Raw genomic sequence first — 17,357 nt, 5'->3', positions numbered from 1 at the left:
TGAAGTATCGTCTGCTACACTGTTAATCTTCTTTAATGTAGAAAGACGCAGCTGGGCTTTTTCTGTTTGTGCATTTACTTTTGCTAATGCATTGTATGCCTGCAATGCACCAATGTTTGTGTTAATTGAGAATGCCATAAATACCTCCTTGTATTTGTTATTATTTTACCTAAGCTTCCTTGCTTAGGCTTGTTAATTAATGAGATTTATTTCTCACTTTAATTATCGTATAACACTATAAAAAGTTTAATGATGTTAGTAGTTATGATTATAGAAACAAATCAAGAAAGGAAGGGTTGGAATTTATAAGTAGAAATGATTTGAAAATTATCTTATCATGATTTTAAAGCATTTTCTAATCGAAGTCTTATTGCCCTTACTTTAGGAATCATATCTAAAAGATTTGAAAAATTCTTTTCAATCATTGTAAATAACTCGTATGATTTTTTAATGTTGTTTATCTTTAAGTAAAATGAAGCTAAATAAAATAAAGCTGCGGGGTCATTCTTAATTATTTCAATATTGTTTTGTAATAATTCAACTGCGCTTTGCGTATTATTATTATCATCATAAACAGAGGCAAGATTTTTTATAATCTCAACATTATCAGGAAATTTATTTTTTAATTTTAATAACAAATCCTGTTTTATAGAATTATTTTTTTGACGATTTATTCCCATTAAAAATAATTCAAGATTATTTTTATCAATGCATTTAAATAATACTTGAGCCATCTCTTGATTAATTTCTCTCCCCTGCAATATACTTTCCATTAATTTTATCATCTGTATTTTTTCTGATGCCTGTTCTTCTTTTATTATTCTATAAAGCTCTCTTGTAAAATATTCAATCAAGTCGTTATCATTTGATTGATATGCAAGATTAAGTCCATAATAAATTATTTCTCTAGGGTCTACATAAATTGTTTGCAAATTTACTTTTTCATTCTGAAGAATACTTTTATTTGCCTCCATTGCTTTTTGAGCATACAACTTAGCTTTATAAATATCTTTTTTTCTTAAATATATTTTTGAAATAAACAAGAAATAAAATGATTGTCGCGGATTTAGTTCTATTGCTTTATCCATGAATTTTTGTGCTTTATCCGAATCATAATTTCTATGAGCTTTTTGTGCAAGATAAGAATAACATTCGGCTTTCAAATCATTTGGAAGTTCTTTGCTTGCAAGTGCCACATTAAAATATTCTTCAGCTTTATCATATTCTTCAAGAACAAAATAAGTTTGTCCTAATTGAAATGCATTATAAGCAGATTTATTTTCATTATAATCATTTAAAAGCAATTCTAAATTTCGTTTTGCTTTTGCTTCTTTAATTTCTTTATCTACATCATATCCAACATGATTAATTAATATTGAAGAATGATGTAATTCATATTTATTTTCTAATAGAGAGGGGACAATTTGTTCATGAACTTTTCCAGTAAATTTTATTTCCTTTGAATTTCTAAACAATCGTACATAACGAATTGCGTGGTCTCTTTCATTTTTACTATCAACACTTTTAACAGTGCAATAATAACCAGCTTTTGATACACCATTAATCAATCTTTTTAATTCTTTAATTGAATTGGGGTCTAATCTTTCATCAGCATCTAAATAAAGAATCCAATCGCCTGAAGAATATTGGAGGGCATAATTTCTTGCAGCGGAAAAATCATTTATCCATTCGAAGTGATAAATTTTTGCTTTATACTCTTTTGCTATTTCAAGTGTTTTATCTGTTGACCCTGTATCAACAATAACTATATCGTCAACAACACCATTAACAGATTCAAGACAATCTTTTAGATACTTTTCTTCATTCTTAACAATCATAGAAAGAGTCAACGTTCCCATTTTCAACCTCCATCGAGCGATGAATGTGATAATTCATAACCGAGCATTTCATTTACTTTTTCGAGAGCAGATTTCGCAGAACTATTTGATGGGTCATTTTTCACAGCCCATTCGAACATAATTTTTGCAGCTTCATAATTTTCCTGTGCTATAAATACTTGTCCAAGACCATAGCAAGCAGAAGAAGATTGAGGATTAAGATTTAATTCTTTTTCGAAAAATTCCTGTGCTTTTGAAACATCATTATCTGCCAAATAAATATTCCCTGCTAAGTCAAGTAATTCATCATAACTAATAATTTTGGCGTCTCCTTCTTTATAATTTTCAATTGCTTTAATAACAGATTCCTTAGCAAGATTCAATTCATTATCTGCGATATGAATTCTTGTTCTTTCAAAATATTGTTTGAATAAATCGGCATCAATCGGGTAATAAATTTGGCGTTGTTTAATAGTTTTATTTTGAAGCCAGATTTCTTCGGGTGTAGCGCCCCATTTATCGATAAAAATTTGTCTGTTAGTTTCAAGTCGTTTTTTATAAGCATCGAGTCCATTAGCTTTAAAACTCTTCGAACCGAAGTGATGAATAAAAACATCTTTAGCAATTACAGTTTTAAATCCAGCAAGTTGAGCTCTCAGACAGAAATCATCATCTTCATAATTACCTGGAGAAAATCTTTCATCCAGTCCACCAATTTTTTCAATAACTTCTCGTTTAATTAGAGTGCATAAGAAAGCGACTCTGGGGAAATGCAAAATTTGACCTTTATTTTTTTCTCTTACTTCTGCAGCATACTTATGCATTTCTTCGATAGAATTATATTTTGCATTTTCATCTTTTTGCAGTCCACTTACTTCGTTACTTATTGGGGCTACGATACCGATTTGAGGATTTGATTTTAACAGTTCCAATAACTTTTCGATTGCTTTTTCAGTAAAAATAATATCATTATTTACCACTAATAAGTTATCAGATGATGCTAATAAAAATGCCTGATTTATAGCATGAGGAAATCCATAGTTTTCAGTATTAAAAATAACTTTTATATTGTTTAGTCTTTTTTCAATTCTTTTAATATACCTTTTAAAATCATCATTGCTATTATTATCAATGATAATCAGTTCAAAATTCATATCTGTAAAATTACAAAGTGATTCAATAAACTTTTGTGTATAATCTAACCCATTATAAGTGGCAACTAAAACCGAAATTTGAACATTATGATCATGATTAGAATTATTAGTATTTGTAATATTTTTCTCTTTAATTAAACTCATATATTTTCGTTTAGTTATATTTTCAATATAACTTTTATCTTCTATTAATTCTTCTGCATAATTCTTAAAAACATCTTCTAATAATATTGAATGGATATGATTTGATTCATTAAGGAATTTTTTAAGATAAGCTTTACTTAGGTTAATAAATGCTAATTTATAATTTTGGTCTTTAATTTTTTGCAAAAATTTAATTGATTTATCTAATTCCCCTATGGAAAAAGATATTCTTGCTAATTCATTATTTGCAAATGGTTCTTCTTCATATAAATCCAAAATCTTTTTTAAATAATGTACAGCCTCTTTCATTGATATATTCTTGCTAATATTATAAAGCAAATATAAAGTGGATAATCTATTAGGATCCTTAGCTAGTGCTTTTAATGCAAATCTTAAAGCTTCATAGTAATTCCTATTGATATACAATTCGATTGCTCTATTATAAAACATATTAAGTTCTTTTCTTTCTTGAGGAGTAATAATAAAAAAATTTGGATAAGATGAATCGTGATAATTGTACTTAATATTACATAGTTTCAAAAATCCTTGAGGCCATGTAGTCTTATTAAGATAATTTTCGAAATCAGAAAAATTACCACTAAGATATTTTTCAACTATTAATTCTTTCTGATTTAAAAATTTACTTTTATCCTCAAATTGACCAACACCAAAGCTTTCATTGTGATTTAAGTTAAAATATGCTTTAGCTAAAATCTCTGGTGGATCATTTATTAGTTTCTGTAAAATTTCAATAGATTTCATTTTTAGTTCATTGCTTGCGAGTGAGTATCTCCTAGCACTTTCACATAAATATTTTATAGCTGATAAAATTCCTTCTTGAAAATAATACGTATAATTTGCATATACATTATTTTCTCCTACATCGATTTTTCTCTTTGCAAATACCTTTGAATTTTCTTCATAATAGTATTTAACACTTCCACCATCTGAATTAAATAACATTTCTATTGGAGATACATAGTTTAAAATACTATCAAATTTAGTATGATCTTTATTCTGGTCAATTATAAATGCTTTTTTAATTGAGTTCTTTGGTTGAATATTTAGAAACTTTAACAATCCAAAGTAATAACCATAAAAAGTATTTTTATCAAAAATGTATGATAAATTATCTTGTATAGTTCCACGCCATCCTATATCTACTACTGCAATTTTGCTTCCATTATTTTCTATTCCCTTTGATTTAAAATATTTGAGTAACAAACTCTTTTGTTTCGATATTTCATTAGTTAATTTTTGCTTAAAATCATAATCTGCAAATAATGCTCTTATTCTTGTATCAGCCCATGGATAGACCACTTCTGTTTCTGGTTCCAAATGATAATTTGATAATAAAGATTTATAATCCTCAACATTTAGATTAAGAGACTTAAATAAAGCACTTACTTTTTGAATAGAATACAAATTCCAAATCCGCATAAATTCATTAGTTGTTATTTCTCTAATTGATGGAGCAAATGTAGATAAGCGACTTACTTCAAGTATGTGTGCCTCGGGTAAATCAAAATCAAAAAGATTTGATTGCTTAATCAAATTATAAATTTTTATGAAGAATTCTCCTTCTCGAGTAAAAAAATATATTTTATCAAATCCTTCAGATACAATATCTTCAGTAATAAAAAGGATGAAATTAAACAATAAAACAGAAGTATTTAACCCTATATTGTATAATTCATTGACTATATTCGTTGAATCTTCTTTTATTAGTTTCTTAAAACTTTCTTGAAGTTCTATGAAGTATGATGTTAGGTCAATTTTACGATTATAAAAACGGCTATGTTTATTTCGTTTCGATTCTTCCAATTTGTTTAAATATAAAACTGCGCTTATTCCTTTATTTAAAGGAACAAAGTAATCAGAATACAAATTATCACCTATATGGATATGATGTAAGGGTGATATATTAAATAATTTTTCAATTTTATCATAAATTTTGCCACTTCTTTTATTAAGTTTTAAGTCAGATGAAGTATACCCCACTATTAAGTTTTCAGGAAAATTTTTCTTTTTAAGTAAATATTTAATTTGATCACCACTCATATAAAAGTCAGATAAAAATATTTTGTACTTAGCATTTATCGAATTTAGTTTATCTATGATTTCATTATCGATGTATGAATTTTCTAATTCGAATGATAATTCCAATGCAATCAATTCTTTAACAAATTCTGAACAAAATTCTTCCGATGGTAAATCAATAAAAATTTCTTTTAACCAAAGTTTAAATACTTCCTCTATATTATATTCATCATCCCATCCATTCTTTTTCTGCTGTGTACCAATTAATCTTTCACAATAAATTCTCTTCTGCAATAAATCATCTTGGGTAAAATCATACTTAATAAATTTTCTATACTTCAACCAAACATATCTTGCAGTATAAAGTTTTATTTCATCTGGATGGCACTTTCTTCTAAGAACAGTATCCCAAATATCAAATGTTAATAATTCATATTGTTTAGTGTTTGGAATTACTCCTAAATCATTTTTAGTAAATTCTTTTGATTTATATGATTTACTAGGAACTGTATACTTACTTGATTTACTTCGTAAAATAGATTCTACAGCTTCAATAAGTTGTTTCTTCTCAAGATTAGGTGTTTTATGAGAGATAAATTCATAACCTTTCTTAACTAATCCTTCCCTAAATAATGAATCAGAAATTATTTTTACTAATGCACTAGAAATCGATTCAGGTGTTGATTCGGCTAATAAGATTCCCCCCTCGGGCATATCGAACAAATTATTTTCCCTATAAATATCTACCACTGCCAACCCCGAAGCCATCATCTCAAATGGTATTCTTGAAGGATTGGACGAGCTAATGCATAAACCAGCAATACACTTGTTATACAATTCATTTATTTGATCTGGAGATAATATTCCTAAATGAATAAAATCTTTTGGTAATGCATCAATATTCTTTGTGCCGTATGAATAAATTTTTAATGTAGGGAAAATATTTTTAAGTATCTTCATTGACTCAATAGACAAAAGAGGTCCGCGATGCGGCTTTTCCGGTTGGTATATAAAACATACAGCAAATTCTTTTTGAATTTCTTTCACAGGTTTATAAATGTTTGTATTAACACAAAAATCAATAATCTTAGATTCAATACCATATTCATGAAATAATTTATAACTTAACCATCTACCGACTGTGATATGATGATAATTCCCAAATCTATATGTATTTTCAGCGAGTAAATATTGTCCTCCCATAGGATAAAAATAAGGCTCATAATCTTGAATAAAATATGCTTTTTTACCAATAAACTTTAAATTTTCTAAAAAATAAATTGTGTGCCACATTGTACCAAATATCAAATCGAAATTCTTATTTATATTCCATCCTGAATGAACTATTAGATTCTTGACTTTATAATTATCATGAATAATGGATTCTAGTTCATTGATATTAGTATTTCCTTCTATAAATGCATGGCATTCATAACCTTCTTCAATCAAATAATTAATATTCGTAAAAATTGTTCTTAATCCCCCAGAAGCTTCTATAATTTTTGGTAATATCCAAGCGATTTTTTTCTTCATGTTTTGACCTCTAAATAATTGGAGCCTTATTATAAATTTTTGAAATTTGATTTATAGTATTGTTGCCAAAATTATTATTGAAGATTGATTTTATTATGTCACCAAATTGCTCAAACTCATTAATGATATGCCTATTTGCCATAAAATTTATTCCACCTTCAGATAATTTTTTCTTCAATTCATTATCTAAAAGAATTTTCTTCAAGGCTTTTGCAATAGAATTCGGAAACGGTTGAGCTAATAATACTCCAGAATCTGGTAAATCATATAGATTGTTATCCATATAAACATCAACTACTGGCAAACCACAAGCCATCATTTCAAATGGGATACGAGAAGGATTGGATGAGCTAATACAAAGACCAACACTACATTTGTTATATAATTCACTTATTTCATGTAATTTTAAAATCCCTAAATTCACATGTTCAAATGGCACATCAACTTTTTCGTTAGAGCCATATAGATAAATTTTTAATTCAGGTAATTCCTTCTTTAATATCTTTAAAGATGATAACCCAATTTGATAGGACCTCCGTGGTTTTTCTGGCTGGAAAATGTATGCTATTGATAGTTCATCTTTTTTAATCGAATTATCTTTTTTATAAATAGTTTTATCTGCTGTAAAGTCATAAAACATAGTTTTAATTCCATGTTTTTCATTTAAAAATTTTGATAACCACCTCCCTAATGTCATTGTATATAAGCCATATTTGTATGAGTATTCAGCTAATAAAAAACCATCTCCCATCGGATTAAAGAGAGCCTCATAATCTTGAACAAGATAGGCTTTATAACAGTCGTATGGTAAATCTGAAACTACCTTTGCAGAATACCAGATTGTTGCAATTACCAAATCAGCTTGTTCTTCAATTTTCCATCCAGAATGAATTATAATACCATTAGCATTAAAATATTTTTCAACTAATTCCCTTAAATAAAAAACATTTTCATTACCTTCAATATAAGCATGACATTCATACTCCCTTTCAACTAAATAATTCATAAAATTAAAGATATTTCCTATTCCACCTGAACCTTCAATTAAACTTGGAACTAAAAAAGCTATTTTCTTTTTCATATCTATTATACCTGGTTATTGCTTATTTTTGAATAATTGCTATACCATTGATATCTTGATAAACATAATTTTCATTATTTAATGACTCTGGAGAATTATAAATATTAATGAACTTTATTTGTGAATTATTATTTAACCATTCATCTAATGCTGCTTTAACTCCACCTTTTTGTGTCGAATCCCACTGTTTAGCAAAATCACTTGAATCGTGAAAAATCATTAATCCACCGTTTAGTAAATGTTTGTACCATAAATTCAATTCTTCTATCGTTTGATCTTTCTGATGAGAAGAATCTATAATAACCATTTTGGGTAGTTTACCATTGAAATGTGATATTGCTATATTAGCTGTTTTATTTTTTGTTGAATCACTTAATTCTAATCTTACGTATTCATTTAATCCTGCAAGATTAACATATTTTTGAGCAAATTCAGTTGATTGAGAATCAATATCAAACGAAATGAAACCATTTTTAATATTCATTTTTCTTAACATAAATCCTATTAATAAACTCGAAAAGCCGGCATATGTACCTAATTGAACTATTCTATCAATCTTATTTCCCATGATTATTCCTTGAAGAAAAGAAATAAATGGGACTTGGGCTTCTTCAATTAGAGAAACTTTTTCACTTTCATCAAACCAACTTTCAATAATTTCCCATTCTTCGTCACTAAGAAATAAATAACAAATTGGAACAAAATTATTGTGCTCTAATTTATACCATAAGTATCTTCTATGTTCTCTATTAATAAATTTCAAAGAGCGATAATTATTATTTTTAATGGAATTGTTATCAGAAATTTTTTTTGTATTTACATACTTATAATTCAATAATGCTTCATCTTCTTTTTCAGCTTCTGTATAATTTTGGTCAATATAGGTTAAATTTTCTTTTGCTAACTGGTTATATGGGTCAAGTTTTAATATCCATTCAAAAATTTTTTTTGCGTATAATAAATTATGTTTTAATACTTGTATAACACCATAATCATTGAGAGCTTCAATATGATGTGGTTCTATATCAAGTATTTTTTTGATTTTTTCTTCTGCTAAATCAATATTATTCTTTTCAATTAATTTTTCTGATTCCAATAGAAATGCAGCACTATTTTTTGCAGTCCAATTATTTTTATCTACTAATAAATTTCTTTTGTTTAATAATTTATTTATTATTCCATTTTTATCCACATAAGGTGAGGTTCCGTTTAAAGAGCTAATAATAAATTCTACATCAAATAAATCCCCAATTTCTATTTTTGATTCAATGAAATTATCTATATCCTTAAAATAATTTTCTATTTTTGTTTTATACCTTTCATTATAAAATCTTAATTGTGAAGAATGATTTATTGTAATAATTGGGTTACTATCATTTTTACACCTTCTAAGATTAACAAAACCCTGAAATGAAATTAATTTATTAATTACTGAACCACTCCCACTTTTTTCGGGTTTTACATTTTTAACAATAAACCCACAAAAATCTTCTATTTTTTTACAAGATGGGAATTCAATATTATAGAAATAAGTATAATCCTCTAGTATCTTATAAACAAAATTCTTTTTTAAATTTTCTTTATCAACATTCTTTTTCTCCATTAAAATATTTCTTATCGTATCATTTAGTTCTTCTTTAGATTTGATTGTATAAGGAATGTTGCTATATTTCAAAGCACTATTAGCAAGCAATAAAATAGGTTTATCAAAAAATAAAGCTTCATATTGTAAAGTTGTTGTAGTAAATATTAATAAATCAGAATTCTTAAATAAGTTTCGAAAATAAATTTTATCATTAACCAATACATTACTTGATTCAAGATGCTTGAACTTAGAAATATTATCGAGCGGATGAGTTTTAATTATTAAATATAAATCTTCTGATTGTTCTACACATTTTGCCAATTCATTAGCCATTTCAATATGGGAGTGAAATATTGGCGATATTTCTTTTGATAAATTATGCTCTCTTGGAAATAAAGAATGATCGGGATTGGGAAAAAAGCTTATTATTTTTTTGTGTTCTTTTAATTTCAAAATGCTTTCTTCTATTTTATGATCCTGCTCTATTGGATATTTAGTTTGATTGGTGTTGATATAAAAGTTTTTAATCTCATTATATAAATCTTGATTAGAATATTTTTCTTTACAATTAATATTATCTTTTAATTTTTCATTTAACAAATTTTCGATCATAATGCTGCCGGTAAAAAATCCTCTTTCAAGGTAAAAGTTTGGTATTTGATAATCATCAAGTAACTTTTTAAATATTTCAGATTGAGCTAAATAATTACCCCAAAGAAATGCAATTGATGGACTTATAAAATTTATCAACTGATTGTAAAATTCCCTACATTTTAGAAATCCCAGATAATGGTTAGCATATTTAGTAATATCAACATTGCTCCAAAACATATCTCTTTCTATTAAAAGTAAATCTTCCTCATCTAAATTTTCATTAGTGTATGAATCGAATTCAAATTTCTCATTAAATTGATGTAAAAATGTTGGTACATTTATCGTAGGAAATTCAAAATTATCTTTTACCTCTCCAGCTGTTATCAATATCAAATCTATATTATGATTTTTAAGTAATGCATTAGTTTTCTCCCATAAACTTATATTTTCCTTTGTTAATGGAAGGAAACAACTGATTAGACATGTATTATTAGCAGATTTAATATTCATTAAAATAACCCGTATTTATTTATTAGTTCATTAGTTTGTATCCCCTTTGCAACATCAATTAAAATCAATTTTTCATTTTGTAATTTCTGTAATGCAGTTTCTAAAATTAAATTTTCATATTTTCTCGGAATAACTACAATACCATCTCTGTCGCCAAAGATTAAATCATCTTTATGAATACTTATTCCATCAATAACAACTGTTTTATTTTTCGATGTTACAATTCCCCGCTTGCGGGTATCTTTGCAATAATTGCCTTTTGAAAAAACTGGAAAACCCATATCAGATGTCTCACGGGTATCTCTTGTAACACCGTCTATAATTGCTGCTGAGGCACCAGCTCTAAGTGCCAAATTTGCATTTAATTCCCCAAAAAAAGCATAATCAGGAATTTTATTAGCAACTACAATTATATCATTCGAAACTACATGGTCATATAAATTAAGCCCATCATATATTTTTTTATAATCCTCATCATCTGGGCAAAGATCAATTTGTAGTGTTTTTGCTCTACCTAACACTTTAGCATTTGGTATGTTTAAGGTAAACTTACTAGAAAGCACCCCAGTTAAATTCAAATCATCAAGAATATCTGATAATAATGCACTTGAAAGTAATAGTCTAAGATTATTGAATAATCTTCTCTCTTGTTCTCTTAATCCAATAGCAATAAGATTTGCTAATTCAAAATCTTCAGGCCAATTTACATCAATACTTTCAGTAGGATTCAATTCAAGGAGATAAGGGTTATTACCTATTCTTCTTTTAGTAGACAATGCAGTTTCTCTACGAACAATATATAAACCCATGGATTCTATAATAGTATCATCTAAATCTATACTATTAGGAATTCTGTTAATATCATACATCGGCTTTCCATTTTTCCATAGATATTGCTTTTCTTTTCTAACTGCTACTACAGAATCATACCTATAATCATTTAATAAAATTTTAATTCCTCTTTCTATAGTTGAAACATTTATAAATGGACTGGTACATAAAAGCTGAATACAAATGTCTGCTTCAGTATGTAAAACTTCATTATAGAATAATTGATTACCATCTGTTTTATTTGTAGCTAATTCAGGGTCTCGGTGTAAAATTTTACACTTAACTTCTGATGCTAATTCTATTATTTCATAAGACTCTGTATCAAGATATACTTCATTTATTAAAGGTATACTCATTAGCTTTTTTAAGCTTCTTAAAAAAAGTGGTTCTCCATCAAGGAGCATTGTATTTTTATTAGGGATTCTATTACTATTTCCTTTAGCAGGTAAAAATGCCGCAACTTTCATATTAATAGTAAAATTTTCACATAAATAGTCAATTTACATACCAATAAATTCTTATCTTAAATAAAGATTTTTCTACAAAAAAATGGTTGTATCTGTAAGATTGGCTAATATTAACCAGTACGGTTTATCGGACGGATTCTAATTCTTCTGTGAATTTTTTTATTTGTTCTTCTGCTTCTGCAGTAAGTTTTGCCCTCTCGACTTCTTTTTCTTCTTTCAATTCTTCTATCCTTTTTTGATATTGCATTATGTTGCTGTTAATATTATTTACTGTCGCACGTTCTTTTTCTTTCATGTATTCTTCTGTTTCTCTAATCAATTGTTCTCTATTATTCTTTAATATGCTTATTCTTTTTACAAGTCGTTGCTTTTCTTCTGCACGGTCAATTAATACTAAGCCTGCTATAATTCCAGATATAAATGTTCCTACAATAAAACTAATTAGTCCCCATTTGAAACCAGAAAATATCACATAACCCAAAATTGAATTAAATTCTGATACATCTGCTACTACTCTGTTTGAATAACTTGCTAATCCTCCAATTATAAATACTATGAATGCAATAATTGTATTGTTCAACATATTAGCAGAAAATGATTTCCCAGGATTGAATCTTTCAATGAAAGGAATTCTGGCAATTTGTTCTTCTAAGTACTTTACTTCACTTTCGTAATTGTCATTAATTTTCTTTATTGCCTTCTCAAGATTTTCTTTTGCTTTAATGTGAAAGTTGTCTAGTTCCTTTCTTAACTTTTCTTCTTCTTGAGCATATTCAACTATATATTGGTCATACTGAGCAAGTTTTTTTTCAATCTCTTCAAATACCAATTTTTTCATCTGTCCAATAATCAAGTCAATCGTTTGATTGTATTTCCTTTCAAATTCAGGATACATTGCAATGATTAATGTATTTGTAGAATTTAAGTAAGATTGAGTAAGTTTCTCAAAAAAGTTTATGCTTTTCAAAATATCATCTGTAAAATATTCTTTGACCTGTTTTTCTTTAAGCAAATTTAATTTGTGCATTATTTTGTTAATTGAATTTTCTTCTGCGAGTCGATATGGCTGAAGCACACCTGCAATCAGTTGAACTGCTGTTGCAAAATCTTTTTCATAAAAAATATTGTTGATAAATGCATTCATCAAAAAGTAGTTAAACATTCCAAAGTTGCTTAAATCGAGTGCAACAAGCAATCGATGCAAATCATACGAGATGATTTCTTTAATGTAAAAAGAAGTAACTTCATCATTCCCCATTTTTAATTCTGTAAGTGCAATATAAATCTTAGCAGTAATTCCGCTGGATTTTATATCAACAGCTTCTTTGAAACTTTGATTTGCTTTTACATAATCTTTTTCCTTAAGATAAACAAACCCTGTAAATAAGTTCATTATGTAATTAATTTCTTTTTTAACATCGTCTGATAATCTTAATGTATTTATAATTTCTTTAACAGAATTATAAAGTTCAATTGCTTTTGTTGGATTATATAGACTATTATGATAAGTCAATATTATTGCATGAATTATATGCTTAAAGAAATTATGTTTATAAACATCACGCTCAATAAAATTTATAATAAGATTTGCATAATATTCTCGTTCACTTCTTAATCTTGTTGTTGCCCACTTGGTAAAGTTTTCCTTTATTGATTTATGAAGGTCAAGATATTTTACTCTTGAAAAGTTAACCTTCATAAATTCTTCTATTTGATTTAATAACCACGAATCATAAATCCAGAATACAGGTGCATTAGAAAATGGAATAAAAACTTCCTTTAGTTCATCAGGCAAATCAAATGCAAGTATTTTTATATTTTCTTTGATGCTTGTAATAAAATCAAAATCTGCATGTATAGTTAAATCAAAATGGTCTTTACCCAATCTATAAAAAGTGGTTAATGCAGTTTCTCCATTTTTAATTGTATAATTATTTTTTTCTAATTGCTCTATCATATTTTATGCTTTCTTATAAAACATTCTTTTTGGGAAAAGTAAGAATAATTTCTGTCCCTTTATTTTTTTCGCTGTTAATTACAAAATTTCCACCCATTAATTTTGTAAGTCTATATGCTACTGTTAAACCCAGACCAATTCCTTCATAAGGTCTTGTATAGCCTTCAATTTCTTGACTGAATGGAAGCAATATTCTTTCTATTTGAGAATTATCAATTCCAATTCCCGTATCTGCAATGATAATTTCTACTTTATCTTGATAATTTCTTGATGCCAAATAAACATATCCATAAGAAGTATATTTAATAGCATTATCAATAAGCAAATCGATAATTTTTTCCAGTTTTATCCAATCAATTTCAATTAAAGCTTCATCATCACTCAGCTCGAGCTTAAAAGTAAGATTCTTTTTTTCTGCTTCATTTAATCTTTTTTCATAAACCTGTCTAAGAACTTGATTACAATTCAGGATTACCATTTCAAGTTCAACTTCGTCAGATTCAATTTGTGCTAACTCAACAATATTTGTAAAGGCGTTTAATACTCTGCCTAAAACTTCTTTTACTGAATCCATTAATTCTTTTATTGCTACATAATCCTGAGCAGCCAAACAATCATCAATAATTTCAGAATAGCCAATAATTCCATTAAATGGTGTTCTTATTTCATGCGATATATTTGCAATGAAAGCAGATTTCATTTTGTTAAGCTGAATTTCTTTCAGATAATTTTTTTCAAGCTGTTCTCTGTATTTTGTTTCGTCTGTTATATCTTTAAGTGTAATTATATAAATTTTACTTCCATTCCCATTGTGATGCGTTGATGTAATTTTGCAGTTAAAATGTTGACCTGATGAATGATGATAGAAAAATTGCTGGAATGAATCCTCACTTTCTTCGAGCAGTTTTATATTCTGGCTGATAATATCAAATAATTGAGGGGGGAGATAATCATTTATTACTTGAAGATATAGCTTGCTCTTATCAAGATTAAATAATTTGCAAAAGTTGTCGTTTGCATTTTCAAAGTATATTTGATTATCAATTGATTTAAGAATCAACAACAAATCAGAAATGTTTTCAATTATTAATTTCTGTTTCTTTTCAGATTCCTCAATAATTTTTTTCTGATAGATATGTTCTGTAAGATTGTTTGCACTTAGGACAAAATTAATTTCGAAAGAATCAATTGGAGAAAAAGGCTGAAGCGTAAAATCCCAGTATTGAATTTCACCTCTCTTTTTTATTTCAACTAATTTCTTCCAGAATTTCCCATTGTTTAATGCAAGAGATAAAAGTTCATAATCATTCTGGCTTAAATATTCTTTCATTATCTCCGTAATTTCTACATTAAAAAGTTTATCCAGTCCTCGTGAAAATATTTCTTCAAATGAACTTGTTGCATAACTGATTCTTTTTTGATTATTGATAATTATAATTGGTACTTTGCCATAATCAAGCGCATGATGGAGTGAATCAATTTTCTTTTCAATAATTTTTCTTTGCTCGAGTGATTCTACAGTAATTAATAAATATTCGTGAGATAAAACAAGAATTCTTTCTATGCCAACTTGATAAGTATTATTATTTGTATTAAGATTTGTATTAATGGAAAGGTCAGCCGTTAGATTGCGATATTTGCTCTCAACAAATCCTTTAACAAACACCAAAAATTCTGATGATGGATTAAGCCTTTGCAAATTATCATTTACATTCAATCGAAATAAATTTTTAAATGCTGTATTGCAGTAAACAACTTCGAGCAAATGAGATACAATAGCAATTGCTCTGCTGGAAGGCAGTTCTTTATAATTAAAAAATTCCTTTTCGGAATTTGCAAAGTTTTCATTGAAGTTAGTCCATTCAGGCATAATCAAGAATCACTTTATGTGTATACTTTTAATTAATATACCATCTTGTTCACCTCTTGACTCACCATTTTGTAAATGATGAATTTTCAATGAAGCATACTTATCCAAAAATTTTATCAAGCAATCATTGATATAATTAAATTCTTTATTTAATGAATCAATGAAATCACTTACCAGTGAATCAATGGTATATTGGTCAGTTATAACATTCGGTTTCTTAACACTTTGTGATTTAAATTGCTCGAAGAATTCAGTTAATGAATTAAGTGTTTTATCAAAATCGCTTTCATGCATATTAAATTTAATTGGAGCAATAAGTATTACTACAACAACAATTTCTGCTGCAAAACCAAGCACATCTTTTTTAATTTTATATTCAATGTTTCTGAATTTATTGAGTTGATTTAACTCAACTGTAGTGTCAAATTCAAATCCATCAAGTTCAAAAATGATGTGAACTTTATCTGCTTCTTGATTAATTTTTTTTAATTTCCAGCCATAAGCTGCAAGAAGCGCTGTAGCAGGAGAAATCAATGCAGTGTCATTAATTGGATTGGATGAGTATGTATAAGAATTTACTTTCTTATAATACTTTGGACTGCCTGCAGACTTTTTATAGTCTGAATTTGGGCTAATATTTACAACTTTTTCCAACATGCCTTCTCCTCCACCTTATTATCGAAGGAAAAGGCATATTTTTTAATCTCAATCTGTTTTAATCATGCGGTTTTCGTCCACATAATCAATCAACTGAGGATTTTGCAGGTAAATTAATTGCTGGACAAATTTATTTATTCGATCAACAGATTCATTAATTGTTTTTAATTCTTCAGATAATTTTGCTTTTTCTTCTTCACTAAGTTCATTTTCTATAGTTTTAAGAGAAAGCACAAGACTGCTTAATGGATTATTAATTTTATGGCCAATTGTGCAAGCCATTTCAATTACAGCTTTATTATGTTCAGCGTTCTTAAGTTCATTTTGGAGATTATAAATTCTAATGCCTGAACGGATTCTTGCAAGCAATTCCTGATTTTCTACTGGTTTAACAAGAAAATCATCAGCACCAATATCCAAGCCCATAATTCTATCTTTTAATGAAGAACGTGCAGTCAAAATGATAAAATAAATTCCTTTATACTTTTCATCACTTTTTAAAATATTGCACAAAGCCAAACCATCAAGCACAGGCATTGTCCAATCTGCAAGAATAACTTTTGGTGAAAATGTTTTTAAGACTTCAAGTGCATCCTCGCCGTTAATCGCAGTAACTACTTCATAATTGTTTCGTGTCAATAATTTCTCGAGGATGAACCGTGTATCTTTTTCGTCTTCTACTACTAAGATTTTATCTTTCATTGATAAACCTATTTACTTTTTGAATTAATTTTTCAAAACTGATTATTGGTTTCAGGATTACATCATCTGCAAGGCTTTCCCTTAAAAGATTATCTCCACAATAATTTGGAGAATATGCAGTTACTAATATAATAGGTAAAACTAAATTATTAAAATTTTCTTTAATATATCTTGACAATTTTATACCGTCATATTTTTCTGAGTTCAGATAAGTATTTCTTAAATTAATATCCATAATAATCAAAGAAATTTTTTCATTCTTAATTGTTGAAATAATTTTTTCTCCATCTTCAAGAATAATAACATCATGTCCAAGCTTACGAAAAAGTATACGATAAAATTCCTGCAATATATTATCGTCTTCTATGATTAATATTTTATGATTATTCTTCAC

Annotated in this window: 10 protein-coding genes; all 10 read right to left on the bottom strand. The window is 27.5% G+C overall.

The window, feature by feature from the left end; translation table 11 throughout:
- Positions 1-335: 335 nt before the first annotated feature.
- Positions 336-1,859, bottom strand: a complete 1,524-nt coding sequence (locus tag AC27L2_RS07560; protein ID WP_487211119.1) for a glycosyltransferase — start codon at positions 1,857-1,859, stop codon at positions 336-338.
- Positions 1,860-1,861: 2 nt separating this feature from the next.
- Complete coding sequence (locus tag AC27L2_RS07555; protein ID WP_487211118.1) at positions 1,862-6,709, bottom strand: rhamnosyltransferase WsaF family glycosyltransferase; 4,848 nt, start codon at positions 6,707-6,709, stop codon at positions 1,862-1,864.
- Between the two features lie 10 nt (positions 6,710-6,719).
- Positions 6,720-7,790 (bottom strand): rhamnosyltransferase WsaF family glycosyltransferase, encoded by a 1,071-nt coding sequence (locus tag AC27L2_RS07550; RefSeq protein ID WP_487211117.1) that lies wholly within the window; start codon positions 7,788-7,790, stop codon positions 6,720-6,722.
- A 22-nt stretch (positions 7,791-7,812) separates the two neighbouring features.
- Positions 7,813-10,479: a CmcI family methyltransferase gene (locus AC27L2_RS07545; protein WP_487211116.1), complete on the bottom strand. Its 2,667-nt coding sequence runs from the start codon at positions 10,477-10,479 to the stop codon at positions 7,813-7,815.
- Complete coding sequence (locus AC27L2_RS07540) at positions 10,479-11,777, bottom strand: RraA family protein (RefSeq protein WP_487211115.1); 1,299 nt, start codon at positions 11,775-11,777, stop codon at positions 10,479-10,481. The genes AC27L2_RS07545 and AC27L2_RS07540 overlap by 1 nt, the downstream gene beginning before the upstream one ends.
- 124 nt (positions 11,778-11,901) lie before the next feature.
- The gene (locus AC27L2_RS07535; protein WP_487211114.1) at positions 11,902-13,734 is read right to left on the bottom strand and encodes a hypothetical protein; all 1,833 of its coding nucleotides are present in this window, start codon (positions 13,732-13,734) and stop codon (positions 11,902-11,904) included.
- Positions 13,735-13,747: 13 nt separating this feature from the next.
- Positions 13,748-15,604 (bottom strand): PAS domain-containing sensor histidine kinase, encoded by a 1,857-nt coding sequence (locus AC27L2_RS07530; protein WP_487211113.1) that lies wholly within the window; start codon positions 15,602-15,604, stop codon positions 13,748-13,750.
- Positions 15,605-15,613: 9 nt separating this feature from the next.
- Positions 15,614-16,261 (bottom strand): hypothetical protein, encoded by a 648-nt coding sequence (locus AC27L2_RS07525; protein WP_487211112.1) that lies wholly within the window; start codon positions 16,259-16,261, stop codon positions 15,614-15,616.
- 48 nt (positions 16,262-16,309) lie between these two features.
- A complete protein-coding gene (locus AC27L2_RS07520) occupies positions 16,310-16,963 on the bottom strand; it encodes a response regulator (protein ID WP_487211110.1) in 654 nt (217 codons plus the stop codon).
- Complete coding sequence (locus AC27L2_RS07515) at positions 16,953-17,357, bottom strand: response regulator (protein WP_487211109.1); 405 nt, start codon at positions 17,355-17,357, stop codon at positions 16,953-16,955. The genes AC27L2_RS07520 and AC27L2_RS07515 overlap by 11 nt, the downstream gene beginning before the upstream one ends.

This window comes from Rosettibacter sp. KY25, assembly GCF_057554405.1.
Note: the sequence above shows the minus strand (reverse complement) of the source record. Positions and strands in the feature narration are given on the sequence as shown.

Bases quoted from the DNA above. Each gene is read 5' to 3' on its own strand.
- AC27L2_RS07560 (WP_487211119.1), bottom strand. From the start codon at position 1,859: ATGGGAACGTTGACTCTTTCTATGATTGTTAAGAATGAAGAAAAGTAT.
- AC27L2_RS07555 (WP_487211118.1), bottom strand. From the start codon at position 6,709: ATGAAGAAAAAAATCGCTTGGATATTACCAAAAATTATAGAAGCTTCT.
- AC27L2_RS07550 (WP_487211117.1), bottom strand. From the start codon at position 7,790: ATGAAAAAGAAAATAGCTTTTTTAGTTCCAAGTTTAATTGAAGGTTCA.
- AC27L2_RS07545 (WP_487211116.1), bottom strand. From the start codon at position 10,479: ATGAATATTAAATCTGCTAATAATACATGTCTAATCAGTTGTTTCCTT.
- AC27L2_RS07540 (WP_487211115.1), bottom strand. From the start codon at position 11,777: ATGAAAGTTGCGGCATTTTTACCTGCTAAAGGAAATAGTAATAGAATC.
- AC27L2_RS07535 (WP_487211114.1), bottom strand. From the start codon at position 13,734: ATGATAGAGCAATTAGAAAAAAATAATTATACAATTAAAAATGGAGAA.
- AC27L2_RS07530 (WP_487211113.1), bottom strand. From the start codon at position 15,604: ATGCCTGAATGGACTAACTTCAATGAAAACTTTGCAAATTCCGAAAAG.
- AC27L2_RS07525 (WP_487211112.1), bottom strand. From the start codon at position 16,261: ATGTTGGAAAAAGTTGTAAATATTAGCCCAAATTCAGACTATAAAAAG.
- AC27L2_RS07520 (WP_487211110.1), bottom strand. From the start codon at position 16,963: ATGAAAGATAAAATCTTAGTAGTAGAAGACGAAAAAGATACACGGTTC.